14 protein-coding genes are annotated in these 16,113 nt (G+C 72.8%); 5 read left to right on the forward strand and 9 right to left on the reverse strand.

The features are described 5' to 3' along the window. Positions 1-133: 133 nt before the first annotated feature. Positions 134-1,888 (reverse strand): ABC transporter ATP-binding protein, encoded by a 1,755-nt coding sequence (locus DDJ31_RS35955; protein ID WP_127176238.1) that lies wholly within the window; start codon positions 1,886-1,888, stop codon positions 134-136. Between the two features lie 384 nt (positions 1,889-2,272). Here DDJ31_RS35955 and DDJ31_RS35960 point away from each other — a divergent pair, with 384 nt between their 5' ends. From DDJ31_RS35960 to DDJ31_RS35975, 4 genes are all read left to right on the forward strand, one after another. Continuing rightward, a complete protein-coding gene (locus DDJ31_RS35960; RefSeq protein WP_127176237.1) occupies positions 2,273-3,358 on the forward strand; it encodes an S-(hydroxymethyl)mycothiol dehydrogenase in 1,086 nt (361 codons plus the stop codon). Continuing rightward, positions 3,358-3,987, forward strand: coding sequence for an MBL fold metallo-hydrolase (locus DDJ31_RS35965; protein WP_127176236.1), 630 nt, complete (start codon positions 3,358-3,360; stop codon positions 3,985-3,987). Before DDJ31_RS35960 ends, DDJ31_RS35965 begins: the two co-directional genes overlap by 1 nt. Positions 3,988-4,050: 63 nt before the next feature. Then, a complete protein-coding gene (locus DDJ31_RS35970) occupies positions 4,051-4,425 on the forward strand; it encodes a DUF4180 domain-containing protein (protein WP_127176235.1) in 375 nt (124 codons plus the stop codon). A gap of 72 nt (positions 4,426-4,497) precedes the next feature. Beyond that, positions 4,498-5,292 (forward strand): SDR family NAD(P)-dependent oxidoreductase, encoded by a 795-nt coding sequence (locus tag DDJ31_RS35975; protein WP_127176234.1) that lies wholly within the window; start codon positions 4,498-4,500, stop codon positions 5,290-5,292. Positions 5,293-5,326: 34 nt separating this feature from the next. Here DDJ31_RS35975 and DDJ31_RS35980 read toward each other — a convergent pair whose 3' ends face one another. From DDJ31_RS35980 to DDJ31_RS39535, 4 genes are all read right to left on the reverse strand, one after another. Beyond that, positions 5,327-6,508, reverse strand: coding sequence for a hypothetical protein (locus tag DDJ31_RS35980; protein ID WP_127176233.1), 1,182 nt, complete (start codon positions 6,506-6,508; stop codon positions 5,327-5,329). Between the two features lie 6 nt (positions 6,509-6,514). Further along, positions 6,515-7,069 carry a hypothetical protein gene (locus DDJ31_RS35985; protein ID WP_164784825.1) on the reverse strand — a complete coding sequence of 185 codons (555 nt, stop codon included), beginning with the start codon at positions 7,067-7,069 and terminating at the stop codon, positions 6,515-6,517. 86 nt (positions 7,070-7,155) lie between these two features. Further along, positions 7,156-10,062, reverse strand: coding sequence for a M56 family metallopeptidase (locus DDJ31_RS35990; protein WP_127176232.1), 2,907 nt, complete (start codon positions 10,060-10,062; stop codon positions 7,156-7,158). Then, a complete protein-coding gene (locus DDJ31_RS39535) occupies positions 10,062-10,556 on the reverse strand; it encodes a hypothetical protein (protein WP_240677958.1) in 495 nt (164 codons plus the stop codon). The genes DDJ31_RS35990 and DDJ31_RS39535 overlap by 1 nt, the downstream gene beginning before the upstream one ends. Positions 10,557-10,914: 358 nt before the next feature. Between DDJ31_RS39535 and DDJ31_RS36000 the strand changes: the two genes are divergently transcribed. Beyond that, positions 10,915-11,613, forward strand: a complete 699-nt coding sequence (locus tag DDJ31_RS36000) for a L,D-transpeptidase family protein (protein WP_127176231.1) — start codon at positions 10,915-10,917, stop codon at positions 11,611-11,613. 30 nt (positions 11,614-11,643) lie between these two features. Here DDJ31_RS36000 and DDJ31_RS36005 read toward each other — a convergent pair whose 3' ends face one another. The 4 genes from DDJ31_RS36005 to DDJ31_RS36020 are packed head-to-tail and all read right to left on the reverse strand — an operon-like array spanning position 11,644 to position 16,100. Further along, positions 11,644-12,846 (reverse strand): Gfo/Idh/MocA family protein, encoded by a 1,203-nt coding sequence (locus DDJ31_RS36005; RefSeq protein WP_127176230.1) that lies wholly within the window; start codon positions 12,844-12,846, stop codon positions 11,644-11,646. Positions 12,847-12,884: 38 nt separating this feature from the next. Beyond that, on the reverse strand, positions 12,885-14,231 hold the full coding sequence (locus DDJ31_RS36010) for an ABC transporter substrate-binding protein (RefSeq protein ID WP_127176229.1): 1,347 nt from the start codon (positions 14,229-14,231) through the stop codon (positions 12,885-12,887). A 10-nt stretch (positions 14,232-14,241) separates the two neighbouring features. After that, the gene (locus DDJ31_RS36015; protein WP_127176228.1) at positions 14,242-15,171 is read right to left on the reverse strand and encodes a carbohydrate ABC transporter permease; all 930 of its coding nucleotides are present in this window, start codon (positions 15,169-15,171) and stop codon (positions 14,242-14,244) included. Between the two features lie 20 nt (positions 15,172-15,191). Then, positions 15,192-16,100 (reverse strand): carbohydrate ABC transporter permease, encoded by a 909-nt coding sequence (locus tag DDJ31_RS36020; protein ID WP_127176227.1) that lies wholly within the window; start codon positions 16,098-16,100, stop codon positions 15,192-15,194. Between the last annotated feature and the right edge of the window lie 13 nt (positions 16,101-16,113).

A 16,113-nucleotide genomic window follows, 5' to 3' on the forward strand; every position in this document is an offset into this window, starting at 1 on the left:
GTGCGGGGGACCTCGGGAGGGCGGGGGACCTCGGGAGTGCGGGGACCTCGGGAGTGTGGCGGGATGCGCACCGCGCCCGTCCGGCGGTCAGCGCCTCCCCGGCACACCCACCACCCCTTCCGCCGAAGGGAGTTCAGCCCGCCGTCGCCAGGAACTGGGTGGCCGCCAGCTCCGCGTAGAGCGGGTCGGCGGCCACGAGTTCGTGGTGGGTGCCCACCGCGCGGACCCGGCCCGCGTCCATCACCACGATCCGGTCCGCCGCCGTCACCGTCGACAGCCGGTGCGCGACGACCAGCACCGTTGTCTCCCGCGCCACCTCCGCGACGGTGTCCCGCAGCGCCGCCTCGTTCACCGCGTCCAACTGCGAGGTCGCCTCGTCGAGCAGCAGCAGCCGGGGCCGGCGCAGCAGGGCCCGCGCGATCGCCACCCGCTGCCGCTCACCGCCCGACAGCTTGGTGCCCCGGTGCCCCACCAGGGTGTCGAGTCCCTGCGGAAGGCGGGCCACCACCCCGTCGAGCCTGGTCGTGCGCACCACCCGGTCCAGCGCCTCCCCGCCCGCCTCCGGGTGACCGAGCAGCAGGTTGTCCCGCAGCGACCCGGACAGCACGGGCGCGTCCTGCTCGACGTACCCGATCGCCGACCTCAGCCGGGTCAACTCCCACTCCCCGAGCGGCCGTCCGTCGAGCGTGACGGTCCCCGACTCGGGGTCGTAGAACCGCTCGATGAGCGAGAACACGGTGGTCTTGCCCGCGCCCGACGGGCCGACGAACGCCGTCATGCCCCGGGCGGGCACCGCGAACGTCACCCCGTGGTGGACGTACGGCAGGTCGTCGGCGTAGCGGAAGCGGACGTCGTCGAAGGCGACGGCGGCCGGTTCGGCACCCGCACCGGGCAACGGCGCGGGCGGGGACGGCGGTTCGGCGGGCAGGGCCAGCGCCTCCTGGATCCGGGCGAGCGCGGCGGAGCCCGTCTGGTACTGCGTGACCGCACCGACCACCTGCTGGATCGGCGCCATCAGATAGAACACGTACAGCAGGAACGCGACCAGCGTGCCGATGTCGATCGCCCCGGTCGCCACCCGCGCCCCGCCCACCGCGAGCACCGTGATGAACGCGACCTGCATCGCGAGCCCCGCCGTGTTGCCCGCGGCGGCGGCCCACTTGGCGGCGCGCACGCTCTGCCGCCAGGACTCCTCGGCGGCGGCGTGCAGGGTCCGCTCCTCGCGGTCCTCGGCGCCGGACGCCTTGACCGTGCGCAGCGCGCCCAGGACCCGTTCCAGCGAGGCGCCCATCACCCCCACCGCGTCCTGCGCCCGCCGGCTCGCCCGGTTGATGTGCGGCACGATCGCGCCCAGCACCACGCCCGCGCCCACCACCACGGCGAGCGTGACGCCCAGCAGCACCGGGTCGACGAACCCCATCATCACGACGGTCGCCAGCAGCGTCAGACCGCCGGTGCCGAAACCCACCAGCGAGTCGGTGGTGACCTCGCGCAGCAGGGTGGTGTCCGAGGTGATCCGCGCCATCAGGTCGCCGGGCTCGCTGCGGTCCACGGCGGTGATCCGCAGCCGCAGCAGATACGACGACAGGGTCCGCCGCGCGCCCAGCACCACCGACTCGGCGGTGCGCCGCAGCACGTACGAACCCAGGCCGCCGAGCACCGCGTTGGCGACCACGAGCGCCGACATCGCCAGCAGCGCGCCGGTGATGGCGCGGTCCCGCGACAGGTCGTCGATCAGCCCCTTCGCCACCAGCGGCAGCAGCAGCGCCGCGCCGCCGGTGAGCAGCGAGAGGAACCCGCCCGCGGCCAACGCCCAGCGGTGCGGGCGCACATGGCTCAGCAGGAGGCGCCAGGCGGGCGGTGCGGGCGTGACGTCTGCGGGGCTCACGGCGCTCCTCGGGGTCGGCGGAGCCCAAGGCTACGTCCGGCCCGCACGGCACCCGGCGCCAGGGCCGGGTGCCCGCGGACGGCGGACGGCGGACGGCGGACGGCGGACGAGGTCGGGGCGCGGGCGGCGGGCGAGGACGTGAGGCGGGCGAGGACGTGAGGCGGGCGAGGGCGAGGGCGGGCGGCGGGCGGGCTTCCTGCGTGATCGGCGCGCCCCGGAGGTCCCCGGTCGTCCGAGTGGCCCGGCCCCGGAGCCGGGGAATGGGGGCGCTCGACCGGATCGTGCCTGCTCCCGGCGTCGGCACAGCTCGGGTGACGTCCGTGACCGGCCCGTCTCGCGTAGGGTCGGGGGAGGAGCACCGGCCGAGGGAAAGGGTTCAACACGATGGCGCAGGAAGTACGCGGCGTGATCGCACCGGGCAAGGACGAGCCGGTGCGGGTGGAGACGATCGTCGTGCCCGATCCCGGGCCCGGCGAGGCGGTCGTCAAGATCCAGGCGTGCGGGGTCTGCCACACCGACCTGCACTACAAGCAGGGCGGCATCAACGACGAGTTCCCCTTCCTGCTCGGCCATGAGGCCGCCGGCGTCGTCGAGTCCGTCGGCGCGGGCGTCACCGACGTCGCGCCCGGCGACTTCGTGATCCTCAACTGGCGTGCCGTGTGCGGCAACTGCCGGGCCTGTCTGCGCGGCCGCCCCTGGTACTGCTTCAACACGCACAACGCCCAGCAGAAGATGACCCTCACCGACGGCACCGAACTCTCCCCGGCGCTCGGCATCGGCGCCTTCGCCGAGAAGACCCTGGTCGCCGCGGGACAGTGCACCAAGGTCGACCCGTCGGTCGCCCCGCAGGTCGCGGGACTCCTCGGCTGCGGTGTGATGGCCGGCATCGGCGCCGCCATCAACACCGGCAACGTCGGCCGCGGTGACACCGTCGCCGTCATCGGCTGCGGCGGCGTCGGCGACGCGGCCATCGCCGGCGCGAGCCTCGCGGGCGCCGCGAAGGTCATCGCCGTCGACATCGACGACCGCAAGCTGGAGACCGCCCGCTCCATGGGCGCCACCCACACCGTCAACTCCCGCTCCACCGACCCGGTCGACGCCATCAGGGAACTCACCGGCGGCTTCGGCGCCGACGTCGTCATCGAGGCCGTCGGCCGCCCGGAGACCTACCGGCAGGCCTTCTACGCCCGCGACCTCGCCGGGACCGTCGTCCTGGTCGGCGTGCCCACCCCGGAGATGAAGCTGGAACTGCCGCTCCTCGACGTCTTCGGCCGCGGCGGCTCCCTCAAGTCCTCCTGGTACGGCGACTGCCTGCCCTCCCGCGACTTCCCGATGCTGATCGACCTCCACCTCCAGGGCCGCCTCGACCTCGGCGCGTTCGTGACGGAGACCATCGAACTCACCGACGTCGAGAAGGCGTTCGAGCGGATGCACCACGGTGACGTGCTGCGCTCGGTGGTGGTCCTCTGATGGCCCCGCGCATCGAACGCCTCGTCACCTCAGGGCAGTTCAGCCTCGACGGCGGCACCTGGGACGTCGACAACAACGTCTGGATCGTCGGCGACGACCACGAGGCCGTCGTCATCGACGCCGCCCATGACGCCGACGCCATCGCCGCGGCCGTCGGCGACCGGCGCCTGGTCGCCATCGTGTGCACCCACGCCCACAACGACCACATCGACGCGGCGCCCGCCCTCGCCGACCGCACCGGCGCCACGATCTGGCTGCACCCCGACGACCTGCCGCTGTGGAAGCAGACCCACCCCGACCGCGACCCCGACGCCCACCTCGTCGACGGCCAGGTCATCGAGGTGGCGGGCGCCGACCTCCAGGTGCTGCACACCCCCGGGCACGCGCCCGGCGCGGTCTGCCTCCACGACCCCGGGCTCGGCGCCGTCTTCACCGGCGACACCCTCTTCCAGGGCGGCCCCGGCGCCACCGGCCGCTCCTACTCGGACTTCCCGACCATCATCGACTCGATCCGCGACCGGCTGCTCGGCCTGCCGCCCGGGACGAAGGTCCTCACCGGCCACGGCGACCCCACCACCATCGGCGCCGAGGCCCCGCACCTCCAGGAGTGGATCGCCCGCGGCCACTGACCCCACCGGGGCCGCCGGAAAACCCGGTGTCCCGCGCCCGGGACACCGCTACCCTCACCGATCATGACCACCGACACGCTCGTGACCCTCCATGACGTCCCCGCCCTGCGCTGCGCCCCCGAAGGACCGGCGCTCGACGGCGAACAGGCCGCCCTCGACCTGATCGGGGACGCCATGGGGCAGGGCGCGGAGCTGGTCGTGGTGCCCGCCGAGCGGGTCGCCGAGGCGTTCTTCCGGCTCAGGACGGGCGTCGCGGGCGCGGTCGTGCAGAAGTTCGTCACCTACCGGGTGCGCCTGGTGGTGCTCGGCGACCTCTCCCGCCACCTCGCCGACAGCTCCGCGCTGCGCGACTTCGTCCACGAGACCAACCAGGGCGACCGCATCTGGTTCCTCCCCGACGACGCCGCGCTGGCCGAGCGGCTCGCCGCGCGGCCGTGAAGGACCGCGCGTTCCCCGCCGTCCGCGCCCGCCCCCTGCCCCGCTGATCGTCGGCGCAGTAGGTTGCCGCCCATGACCGACACACAGCGCTTCGCGGGATACGGGGTTCTCGTCACCGGAGGGGCCCGCGGCATCGGGGCCGCGGTCGCCCGCAGGCTCGCGGGGGAGGGGGCCGGGGTGCTGCTGGCCGACGCCGACGGACCCGAGGCCGAGCGGACCGCGCGGCGACTGCGCGCCGAGGGCCTCACCGCCGGGGCGACGGCGTGCGACGTGGGGGACCGGGCGGCCGTCGAGGCGGCCGTCGCGCACGCCCTCGACACCTTCGGCCGCCTCGACGTCCTCGTCAACTGCGCCGCCCACTGCAGCCCCGACACCCCGCTGTTCGAGGACGAGCCGGACGACGCCTGGGACCTCGACCTCGACATCACCCTGACCGGCGCCTACCGCTGCTGCCGCGCCGCCCTCCCGCACCTGGCCGCCTCGGGACGCGGCGCCGTCGTCACCATCGGCTCCGTCAACGGCCTCCAGGACTTCGGCAACCACGCCTACAGCGCCGCCAAGGCCGGCCTCGGCTCCCTCACCCGCACCCTCGCGGGACACGCGGCGGCGCGCGGGGTCCGCGTCAACCTCGTCCTGCCCGGCACGGTCCGCACCTCCGCGTGGCAGGGACGCGAGGACCGGCTCGCCGCGGTCGAGGGCCTCTACCCGCTCGGCCGGATCGGCGAGCCCGAGGACATCGCCGCCGCCGTGGCGTTCCTCGCCTCCCGCGACGCCGCCTGGATCACCGGCACCTCCCTCACCGTCGACGGCGGCCTGACCGCCGTCAACACCGGCTTCCTGTCGGCGATCGAGCGGGCGGGCGGCTGACGGCGGCGGACCGGTCCCGTGCGACGCGGCCGGGTCAGCCGGCGGACGGCAGGTCGGGGAGGGCCGCGACCTTCTCGGCGTGGTCGGCCGCGAGGCGCACGAGAGCCTCGTACTCGGCCCGGGTGAGGGCGACATCGGACGTGTGGATCGCACCGTGGTACTGGCCGCTGGTCGCCCCGGCGGGAACCGGGGGGCCGGTGGCGGTGCACGCCAGATCGACCGAGCTGCCCGGTTTGACCAGTACGGCGCCCGAGCAGTTGCGGCCGACCTTCACCGTCTTCCCGTCCCGCTCGATCACCCACGCGTAGTTCACCTGGACGTCCTTGGACGCCTGCGGCGCGGCGGAGGAGCCGAGGTAGGTGACGGTCGTCCGGGAGCGGAAGGTGCAGGCTGTCGGAGCGCACTTCCCCTTGTAGTCGTGGAGGATCTGGGTGGTCACGTCGATCTGGTCGTTGACCGCGTCCCGCGTCATGGGCACCTTCGACCGGAAGTCGTCGGAGAACCGCTTGATCTCCTGCCGTGACATCGACGCGAGGTCGAGCACGGGCGAGCCGCCGGGAAAGGTGACCCGGTCGACGAACCTGGCGCCGCCCTTCAGCCGTTCGCCCAGGCAGACGGTCCAGCCGCCGGCATGGACCGGGGTGCAGGTGCGACCGCCCGCGGTGACGGGGTCAGCCGCGGTGATCTTCTTGTCCGGGACGTCCTCGAAGCGCAGCGTCTTCGCCAGCGCCGGGGGCGCCAGAGCGGTGGCGGGGTCCTCGCTGAAGAAGACGCCGGGTGCCACCAGGCGCGGGCCCTCCGCGAGCACCTCGGACTTCTCGCCCATGCCGAACGACCGCCACGCCGCGGCCTTTCCGCGCAGGAACGACTTGCCGTCGGCCGCCACGTAGTCGAGTGCGGGACCGTCCGGGCTCGCCAGGGTGCCGAGCGCGTCGCCGGGGTTGTCCACGACCAGGTCGAGGCGGGTGTCCGCCTGCCCCTTGACCCTCATGGCGCCCGTGTAGTGGAGCGCGGGCGCACCGCGGAGCAGGGCCGCCGAGCGGTCGAGTTCGTCCCGCAGGGACGATCCGGAGCCGTCCGTGTTCCCGCGGCCGGGTCCGAGGAGCCACACGGACACACCGGCGACGACGACGAGGACGAGGGCGAGCAGCGCGATGAGCGGGCCGCGCCGCCGTGCTTTCTTCGGCGGGACGGAGCCCGCGGTCTCCTCGGTCATGGCCCCTCACTTCGTCTTGTCGCCGCGCGGAGTGAGACAGGTGACGGGAATGATCACGGGATATGTGTACGACTCCGCGGCCACCACCTTGCCGTCGATGGTGATGCGGCACGTGGTGATGCCCTTGCCCTCGATGTCGGCCGCGTCGGGAATGGTGCCGGTCGCGCAGGAGTCACCCCCGGTCGCCCGTCCGATGCAGCCGGTTCCGTTGGCCGAGAGATGGATCCACGGGTCCTTGCCGTTCACGGTGAGCGTGACCTTCCACGGTGACGCCGCGGACAGGTCCCCCTTGCCCTTCTCGCCGATGGTGGTCATGCCCTTCGGTCCGGTGGCCGTACCGAAGTAGTTGATCGCTATCGGCCGGCCGTAGTCGGAGGTGGCCTCCAGGACGACGGTGTGGTGTTCGGTCGGCTTCTTGTCCCCGGTGCCGGCGCTCTTGTCGCCGCTCCCGCAGGATGTCAGCGCGAGCGTCCCGGCCAGCACGGCTGCGGTGACGGGTGCGGCGACTGTGCCTGATCGTCGCCAACTCCCCCGCGCGGTATGCACTTTGGCGTTCCCCATGCACCGAAGGTAGCGGGCATCTCTACCGGACTGCCATGTGCCTGCCATATCACTTCATGGTCGACCGCAGAATGTTCACGGGTCCTTTACGCGGGTTTCTGCCGGATCGCGCCCGTCTCGGCGAGCCAGTAGATCATCGCGTCCGTCGCGTCGACGGCGTTCTGCCGGGCGGTCGTCGCGGCCTCGGCGGTGCCGGCTCCCGGCCGCTTCGTCAGCTCACGGCAGGCCGCGGCGAACTCCCGCTGGCGGGTCAGCAGGTCCGACCACATCCGCTGACCCGTCGGCTCGGGCACCGTGAAGTACCCGCGGGCGCTCCTCGTCACCCGGTCGAGGGTGGCGCACCGGGTGCTCAACCTGCCCATGGCCGTGGCGAATCCGGCTTCGGAGGTGGAGTTCCCCACGGCCTTCGAGGCGGCGGTGTAGCCGCGCTGAGCCGACATGAACGCGTTGAGATGGTCGAGCCCCCCGACCGCCGCCCACGCCTGGCCCTCCAGCCGGACCAGCGCCGCCGAAGGGGCGGGAGTCGACTGGTCCAGCATCAGCTCCGGTGACCGGGACGGGCGGGCGGCCGAGCCGGACGCCTGGACGGCGAAGACCGTCGTGCCGATCCCGGCCGCCACGACCACGACGGCCGCCACCCGGACACCCCGTTCCCAGACTCGCCGACGCGACCGCCGGGGACGGACCCGCGCCGCGGACCGCCGCCGCCCCAGCACCCCGGCCCCGCCGCCCACGAAGGCGGCCGCCCCCGCCAGCAGCGTCCCCAGGCTCCCCGTGTACGCCAGCTCGATCCGCAGCAGCCGGCCCGCCGCCCACGGGTGCCAACCGCACCCGCCCGCCACCGTGTCGAGCGGTCCCAGACAGCCGTCCGCGGCCATCAGCAGCCAGTTGCCGCCCGCGCCCAGCAGCGCCGCGCACCCCGCCGCGACCAGCCCGGCCGGCAGCCGGCCGGTGTCCGTCACCGCGGCGACGACGGCGGCCGTCAGGGCCATCGCGCAGCAGATCACCAGCACAGGCCCCATCAGCTGCGTGAGCTGGAACGGGCCCGTCGTCCCCACGGCAGCCGGACCGGGTCGGTGCAGGCGGGACCGGGCCAGAGCGAGACCGGCCCAGCAGACGAGGCCACCGGCGAGACCGGCGGCGAGCAGCCGCCCCAGACCCGGGCGGTTCCCGGCGTCGCCGACCTGGACCGACGGCCCCGCCGTCTGCGACAGCGCTCCGGTCAGCCACTTCGGGGGGCCCGACGACGGACGGAGCGCCGGGGCGAGCAGCGCGAGCAGCGGCACCAGCCACAGCAGCACCCCGGCCCACCAGAAGCTCTCCACCGACGCGTCGGTGCCGGGAAGGACACCCACCACCGCGACGACCTCGAGCAGCGGGCCGATGTGCGCGGGCGGCAGCCCCGGCAGCCCGTACGAGCCGAGCAGCCCGGCCGTCGTGTACGGCCACCCGTCGGTGAGGACCTGGCCGTCGCCGTACCACCACCACAGGACGGAGGCGAGCGCGAGCGCGGGCGCCGCGAGGCCCAGCAGCATCGCGGGGCCCAGGGAGCGGCCGCGCCATGACCCCAGCCACCAGGCGGCGTTCTGCGCGGTCCACGCCATCACCAGGACCAGCGCCGCCACCAGGATCAGCAGCGCCTCGGGATGCGGCGGCAGCCAGTGGTTGTAGGCCGCTCCCGGACCCGCCAACTCGCCCACGACCAGCCCGGCGCCCAGCCACAGGCCGACGGGCGCACCGGACGGCACCGGCCGCCCGGTGAGGCGCGCGTACAGCACCGCGCGCCACAGCGCGACGCCCCCGACGCCCACGACGAGCCCCGCGACGAGCACCGCCCGCACCGGAACGGACGCGTCCGGCAGGCTCCCGAGGTGCCAGACGAGGACGTCGGCGGCGAGCCCGGTGAGGAACAGCGGCAGGCGCTCCAGCGCGAACAGCGCCCTCGGGTCGGTCAGCGACGCCCGGCGCAGCGCCCAGGACGGATGGCTGCGCCACAGCTCGGCGAACCCGGTGAGCGGGCGCGGCCCCGCCCAGGGGGGCTGCCGGGCGTACGCCTCCCACAGCTCCCGGCTCGCGCCCCAACGCACCGCCATGAGGTCGGCGTAGATCTCACGGTGGCGCAGGATGCCGGCGCGCGTGAGGTGGACCGCCAGCACGATGGCGCAGCCGAGGACCAGTTCGTGCGTGTTGAACGGCGCGAACTGCCCCCGCACGCCCGGGGTTCCGGCGACGAGGAGGATGTCCACGCCCACCGCGGCCCACGGGAGCAGGACGAGGACGAGGAACACCCGCCACAGCGCGACGGTCGCGTAGGTGACAGGGGTGTCCCCGGCCCGCAGGTGCGCGAGTTCGTGGAGCACCACGGCACGGAACTGCTCACGGTGCGTGTCGCAGGTCGCGACCAGACCGCCGTCGAGGCGGATCGTGGGACCGCGCCGCCGGCCGAACGCGATGGCGCTCACCGTCGGCGCCGCCGGGTCGACGACGAACCGGGGCGGCCGGGTGACTCCCGCGACGGTCACGAGGTCGTCGAGCAGGGGCCGCAGCCCGCCGTGCACGTCCATCGCGTCCAGGGGCGCGACCCTGGAGCGCCGCGTCCGCCAGACCGGCAGCAGCCAGTACACGGCGACGGCCACCGCGACGGCCCCCGCGCCCACCGCGAGCGACACCCCGTCGAAATCCTGCTGGTACCGAGCCGTGCACGCCTTGAACGCCGCCGCGTTCCTGGTGAACTGGACGTAGCTCGCGTTCAGCGGCCCGCCGGTGTCGATGCCCGCCGCCAGCCAGCACCCCGCCTCCTTGTCGGCGAGCTGGGGCGAGGCGAGCAGATGCCGGACGACCCGGGGCACCATGGTGGCGCCCGCGGCCGCCAGCAGCAGCAGGAGCAGGACGAACCGCAGGGTGGTACCGGCCGCGAGAACCCGCTCGTCGATCCCGGCGGGGGCGGGCCGCCGCTTCGCACCGGACACCGTGGCGGCGGGGGAGCGGGGCATCACGCGGGACCGGTGGTGGGGCCCGCCGGGGGTTCGGTGGAGTCGTCGGGACCGGCCGGGCCGCCGCGACCGCCGCTCTCCGGTCCCGCCAGCGCCAGCCTGGCCACCACCGCGTCGGCGACGGCCCGAGCGCGCTCCTCGTCCAGGTGCAGCTCCGCGGCCACCTCCAGCACCAACTGCCGCACCATGGCCAGCTGTTCACGGCTGAGCGGCGGAACCGTGACGGTCTCGGGCGGCCTGCGCGACAGTCTGCGCAGCGCGTTTCTCGCCCTGCCCGCGGCGCCGTCGAGCGCGGCACCCACGACCCGCTGCGCCGTCTGGTTCACCGCAAGCCAGACCACCGGCGTCACCAGCGCGGCGACCTCGCCCAGCCCGAACCCCAGGGGTTCGTGGCGCCGGCCGCGGCCACTGAGCCTTCGCACCACCGTCGCGTCGTCGAACCGGAGCAGGCCCGCCACCAACGGCTGTTCCTCCGGGGCCACTTCGGCGACCACGTCGCGCACCACATCACGGACGCGGTGCCCGCCCGCCCCCGGTACCGGACCGTCCGACCGAGCCGCCGCAGAACCCATGTCACCCCCGTGATCATGTCCGGTGCGCGAAGGCCGACCGGCGCACCGCCTCCCACCCTGGCCGAACCCTGCCCCGGCGGCAAGACCGTCCGCGGCCCGGGACGGCTGGATCGGTCCGCGTGGTCATGACCCCCACCGGGCACACGGTAATGTCACCATTTGGTCGCAGCGCGCCCCGGCCCACAACCGAACACGTCGTACACCGGTCCTGTGAGTGGGGCTCGCCGACCAGCGAGACCAGCGACCACGAAGCACCACTCCACGCGAAAGGCGGGACGGCATGGGGGACATACGCAGACGGGGAGCCGTCGTCCTGGGGCTCACCGCACTGGTGGCACCGATCGGCCTCGCGCTCGGCACCGCGCCGGCGCAGGCCGCGACCGGCTGCACCACCCAGGCGGGGCCCTACCAGAAGAAGGTCGAGAAGTTCCTCGGCCGCCCGGTCGACGGCAAGCAGTCGAGCACCGACTGCAAGGCCATCAGGGCCTTCCAGACCAAGCACGGCATCACCCCGAACCAGGGCTACGCGGGTCCGGTCACCTGGGGCGTGATGGATCTGATGACCAAGCAGAAGGCCGTGGGCAACACGCCCAACAAGGCCGGTACCTGCCCCGTCAACAAGGGCCGGATCGCCTGCGTGAACCTCACGCTCCAGCTCAGCTGGGTGCAGGACGGCAAGAAGCTCGTCTACGGTCCCGTCCCGGTCCGCACCGGCCGCGACGGCTACGAGACCCGCACCGGGCTGAAGAAGGTCTACTGGCGTGACATCGACCACGTCTCGTCCCTCTACGACGTGCCCATGCCCTACAGCCAGTTCTTCGACGGCGGCCAGGCCTTCCACTCGGTCGGCCTCAGCATGTGGAACCCGCCCGGCTCGCACGGCTGCGTCAACATGACGCCCACCGTCGCCAAGAAGTACTGGTCGCTGCTGAAGAACGGCGACGACGTCTTCGTCTACGGCCGCAAGCCGGGCACCTGATCCCACCGGGCGCCCGGCCCGCGGACGCCGTCACTCCCGCGGCGCGTCCCCGAAGTCCGGGATCGCGAGGCGGGCCCCGCCCTGCCGCGCCGACTCGTGCGCGACGATGCCCGGCAGGGTGTAGCGGGCCGCCACCCACGCGTTCACCGACGGCAGCGACCGGGTGTTCACGGCGGTCACGAAGTCGTCCACCAGGAAGTGGTGGCTGCCCTCGTGGCCGTTGTGCAGATGGTCGAACTCCCGGGGCAGCCTGGCCCGGTCGTGCACCGGCGCCGAGCCCGAGGTGAACGCGGCCCGCAACTCCGGCGCGATGTGCTGGAGCGACGGGTCGTCGGGGGACATCGTGGGCTTGGGTTCGAGGAGTTCACTGATGTCCTTCACCCCCTTCTTGTCCTGCCAGAGCGCGACCGTCGCCAACTGCTCCATGCTCGCCTCGGTGCCGAAGAAGCGGAAACGGGACTCCCGGATGTGTGACGGATAGCCCACCCGCCGGAACTCGTTGGTGCGGAACGACCCGCCGCCCGCCACCTCGAACAGCGCGGTCGCGTTGGAGACGTCGTTGTCGAACTGGCTGACCGAGCGGTCGAAGACGCCGTCGCCCCGCTCGTCCACCACGCCCAGCGCCGACACGCTCACCGCGTGCGTCTGCCAGGCGCCGAGCACCCCGCCCACCGCGTGCGTCGGGTACAGCAGCGGCGGATAGCTCGCGGTGGCCTTCCAGTTGTCGCCGCCGCTGTAGCGGTAGGCGTCGTAGAACCCGAGGTCCATGTCGTGGACGTAGTCGCCCTCGGCGTAGAAGATCCGGCCGAAGGCGCCTTCGGCGATCTGGTTGCGGGCGTGCACGGTCGCCGGGTTGTACTGGCTGGTCTCGCCCATCATGTAGGTCAGGCCGGTCACCTTGACCGCCTCGATGATGGCCGCGATCTCCTCGGTGGTGATCGCCATGGGGACCGCCGAGTACACGTGCTTGCCCGCGTCGAGGCCCTGGAGGACCAGCGGGCCGTGCGTCCAGCGCTGCGTGAAGATCGCGACCGCGTCGACGGCGGGCGACTCCAGCATCGCCTCGTAGGACGGGAAGGTGCCGGTGAGCCCTTCGTCGGCGACGAGCCGCTCGGCCCGCTCGGGCAGCAGGTCGGTGACATGAATGTCGGAGACGCCCGGATGGGCCAGGAACAGCTTGGCGAACTGGCCGGAGAACTGGCCGGCACCGACGATGCCGAGGGAGAACGTCATGGATGGCGTGCCCTTCAAGGGTCGAGTGGACGGTCGGATCACTGGTCGAGGATCCGGTTGATCTGGGTGTTGGTCGTGTCGAGGCCGGCCACGGAGCCGCCGCTGCCGTAGACGTCCTGCATGGCGGGGTGCATCAGCGCGTACACGTCGGCCGCGTACGCGGTGATCGGGAACGAGAAGGTCGCGGAGTGCGCGGTGTCGGTGAGCGGCTCGGTGAACGCCGACACGTCCACGCCCTTCGCGCGGTAGGCGTCGACGGCGGCGGCCGTGCCGTCGGGGGTGGCGGGGAAGACGACGCCGTGCGCGCCCACCGTCCGCTGGCAGTCGTCGGACGCGAGATAGCGCACCCACTTCAGCGCGCCCGCCTTGTGCGGGGCGTCGCGGGTGACGGAGTCGGCGAGGCCGTTCATCATGGTGGCCCGCTTGCCGGTCGGCCCGATCGGGGTGACGGCGGCGCCGGTGCCGACGCCCTTCAGGCCCGCGTACGTCGAGATCATCCAGGCGCCGTCGAAGGCGGTGGCCGCCTTCCCCGAGGCGACCTGCGCGTTGGCCGGGTTGGACTGGGAGTTGAAGGCGGAGAACGGCGGCATGTACCCCTTCTTCACCAGCCCGAAGTACCAGGTGAGCACGGACGCGAAGGTCGGGTCGTCGTAGTGGTAGGTGGTGCCCCAGCGCTTCTTGTCGGTGTAGGTCCAGCCCGCGGAGGCGGCGAAGTTGCTCCACTGGGTCTGGCCGTCGCCGTCCCCGCCGCCGTTGCTCGCCAGGCCGTAGACCGCGACGTGCTTCGGGTCGAAGCCCGGCTCGTCCCCGCGCCTGCCGTCGCGGTCCACGCTGAGGCGGGCGATGGCCTTCTCGAAGGTACCGCCGTCCTCGGGGTTCCAGGAGAGGGAGTTGAGCCGGCCGGCGTCGAGACCGGCGGACCTCGCCATCTTCTCGTTGTAGAACAGCGCGACGGTGTCCCAGTCCTTGGGGGCGCCGTAGCGGTGGCCGTCCTGGCCGACCCAGTTGTCGGCGAGGCCCGCCTGGTAGCGGGACGGGTCGATGCCGAGGCCGTCGAGCGGTTCGAGCACCTTCAGGTCGGCGAACTGGCCGAACTTCTGGATGTGGTCGGTGAACACGTCGGGCTGGGTGCCGGCGATGAAGCTCGCCGTCAGCTTCGTCCAGTAGTCGTCCCAGCCCATCTGGGTGATCCGCACCCGCAGACCCGGGTTCTCCTTCTGGAACCCCTTCGCGCACGCCTGGTAGGCGGGCAGCTGGTTGGCGTCCCACAGCCAGTACGACACCGTGTCCGACGACGGGACCGCCGCCCCGCCGGCGCAGCCGCTGACCAGGGCCAGGGCCAGCGCCCCGGACAGCGCCGCACTCCCGCGCAGCCGAATTCGCATGTCCGTCCCCTTACTTGATGCCGGTGAAGCCGATGGAGCCGACGACGCGGCGGGCGAAGAAGCCGAACAGCGCGAGCATCGGCAGGGCGGCGACGAGCGTGGCCGCCATCAGGCCCGACCAGTCGACGCCGGACTGCGGGGTCTGCGCCCGGAAGATCGCCAGGGCCACGGTCAGGACGCGTGAACTGTCGCTGTAGGACACCATCAGCGGCCAGAAGTAGTCGTTCCACGAGGTGATGTACGTCAGCACGGCCAGCGTCAGGACGGGCGTCGAGGCCATCGGCAGCAGCACCCGGAAGAAGATCCGCACCTTCCCCGCGCCGTCCAGCAGGGCCGCCTCCTCGACCTCGCCCGGCACGTTCAGGAAGAACTGGCGCAGGAAGAACACCGCGAACGGCGTCATGAACATCGTCGGCAGCGCGATCCCCAACAGCGATTCGATCAGGCCGAGTTGCTTGATCAGGACGAAGTTGGGCAGCAGCGTGAAGATCGCCGGGACCATCAGTCCCGCCAGGAACAGGCCGAACACGGTGTCCCTGCCGCGCCAGCGCAGCCGGGCGAAGGCGTAGGCGGCCATCGCGGAGAAGAAGATCTGGCAGCCGGTGATCAGCGTCGACACGACGACCGAGTTGAGCAGATAGCGCCAGAACCGCAGCCCGCCGCCCGAACCGCCCTGGGCGATCGCCTCCTCGGTGGACTGCAGGCCGAGCGCCCGCGCGAAGCCGCCGGTGGTCGCTTTGACCGGCAGCGGGTCGGCCGGGTCGACGGCCAGGGCCGCGTTGCCGGACAGGGCGGTGCGCAGGATCCAGTAGAAGGGCAGCAGGGTGACGAGCACGATCGCGCCCATCACCGCCCAGGCGGCGATGCGGCCAAGGGAGGGTCTGCGGGCGCGGCTCCCGGGGCGGGCCGGCGCCGTGGTCACGGCGGTGGGACCGGTCATGTCGCGGTTCTCCTTCCCCGTCAGCCGAGGTCGCTCCGGCCGGCCCGGGTGAGCCGGTACTGCAGGACGGTGATCGCGCTCAGCACCACGAGCAGGGCGACCGACATCGCCGACGCGTAGCCGAACTGGAAGCGGCCGAAGGCGGCGCCGTAGATGTAGTACTGGAGGACGTTGGTGGCGTTGCCCGGCCCGCCCGCGGTCGTCACGGCGACCGTGTCGAAGACCTGGAACGAGCCGATCACCGTCATGATCAGCACCACCGCGAGGACCGGCCGCAGCAGCGGCAGCGTGATCCGCCAGAACATCCGCCACTCGCCCGCGCCGTCCACCTTCGCCGCCTCGTACATCTCGTCGGGGATGGCCTGGAGCCCGGCGAACAGCAGCAGCGCCGTGTAGCCGACGTGCCGCCACACGTTGATCAGCGCGATCGTCGGGATGGCCCAGGTCTCGTCGGCGAGGAACGGGATGCGGTCGAAGCCGAGCCCCGCGACGATCTCGTTGCCGATGCCGAGCTGGGTGTCCAGGATCCACAGCCAGACGATGCCGGCCACCACGTTGGACATCAGGTAGGGGGTGAGCACGATCCCGCGCAGCAGCGCCGAGCCGGTCAGGCGTTGCAGCAGGACGGCGATGGCGAGCGCCGACACCGTCTGCACACCGATGTTGACGAGCACGTAGCCGACGGTGACCCGCAGCGCGTCCCAGAAGATGGGGTCGTGGACCATCCGTACGTAGTTGTCGAGGCCCACCCACTCGGCCGGGGTCAGCAGGTTGAACCGGGTGAAGCTCAGATACACGCCCCGCAGGGTCGGCCAGAGCAGGAAGACGACGAAGCCCAGCAGCGCCGGCGCGATGAAGACGGCGGCGAGCCGCCCGTCACCTCCGGGCGCCGGACGGCGCGTCGGAGGACTGCTGGAGGCCATGGTCATCGGGAGACTCCCT

The organism is Streptomyces griseoviridis, from assembly GCF_005222485.1.
GTDB lineage: Bacteria > Actinomycetota > Actinomycetes > Streptomycetales > Streptomycetaceae > Streptomyces > Streptomyces hintoniae.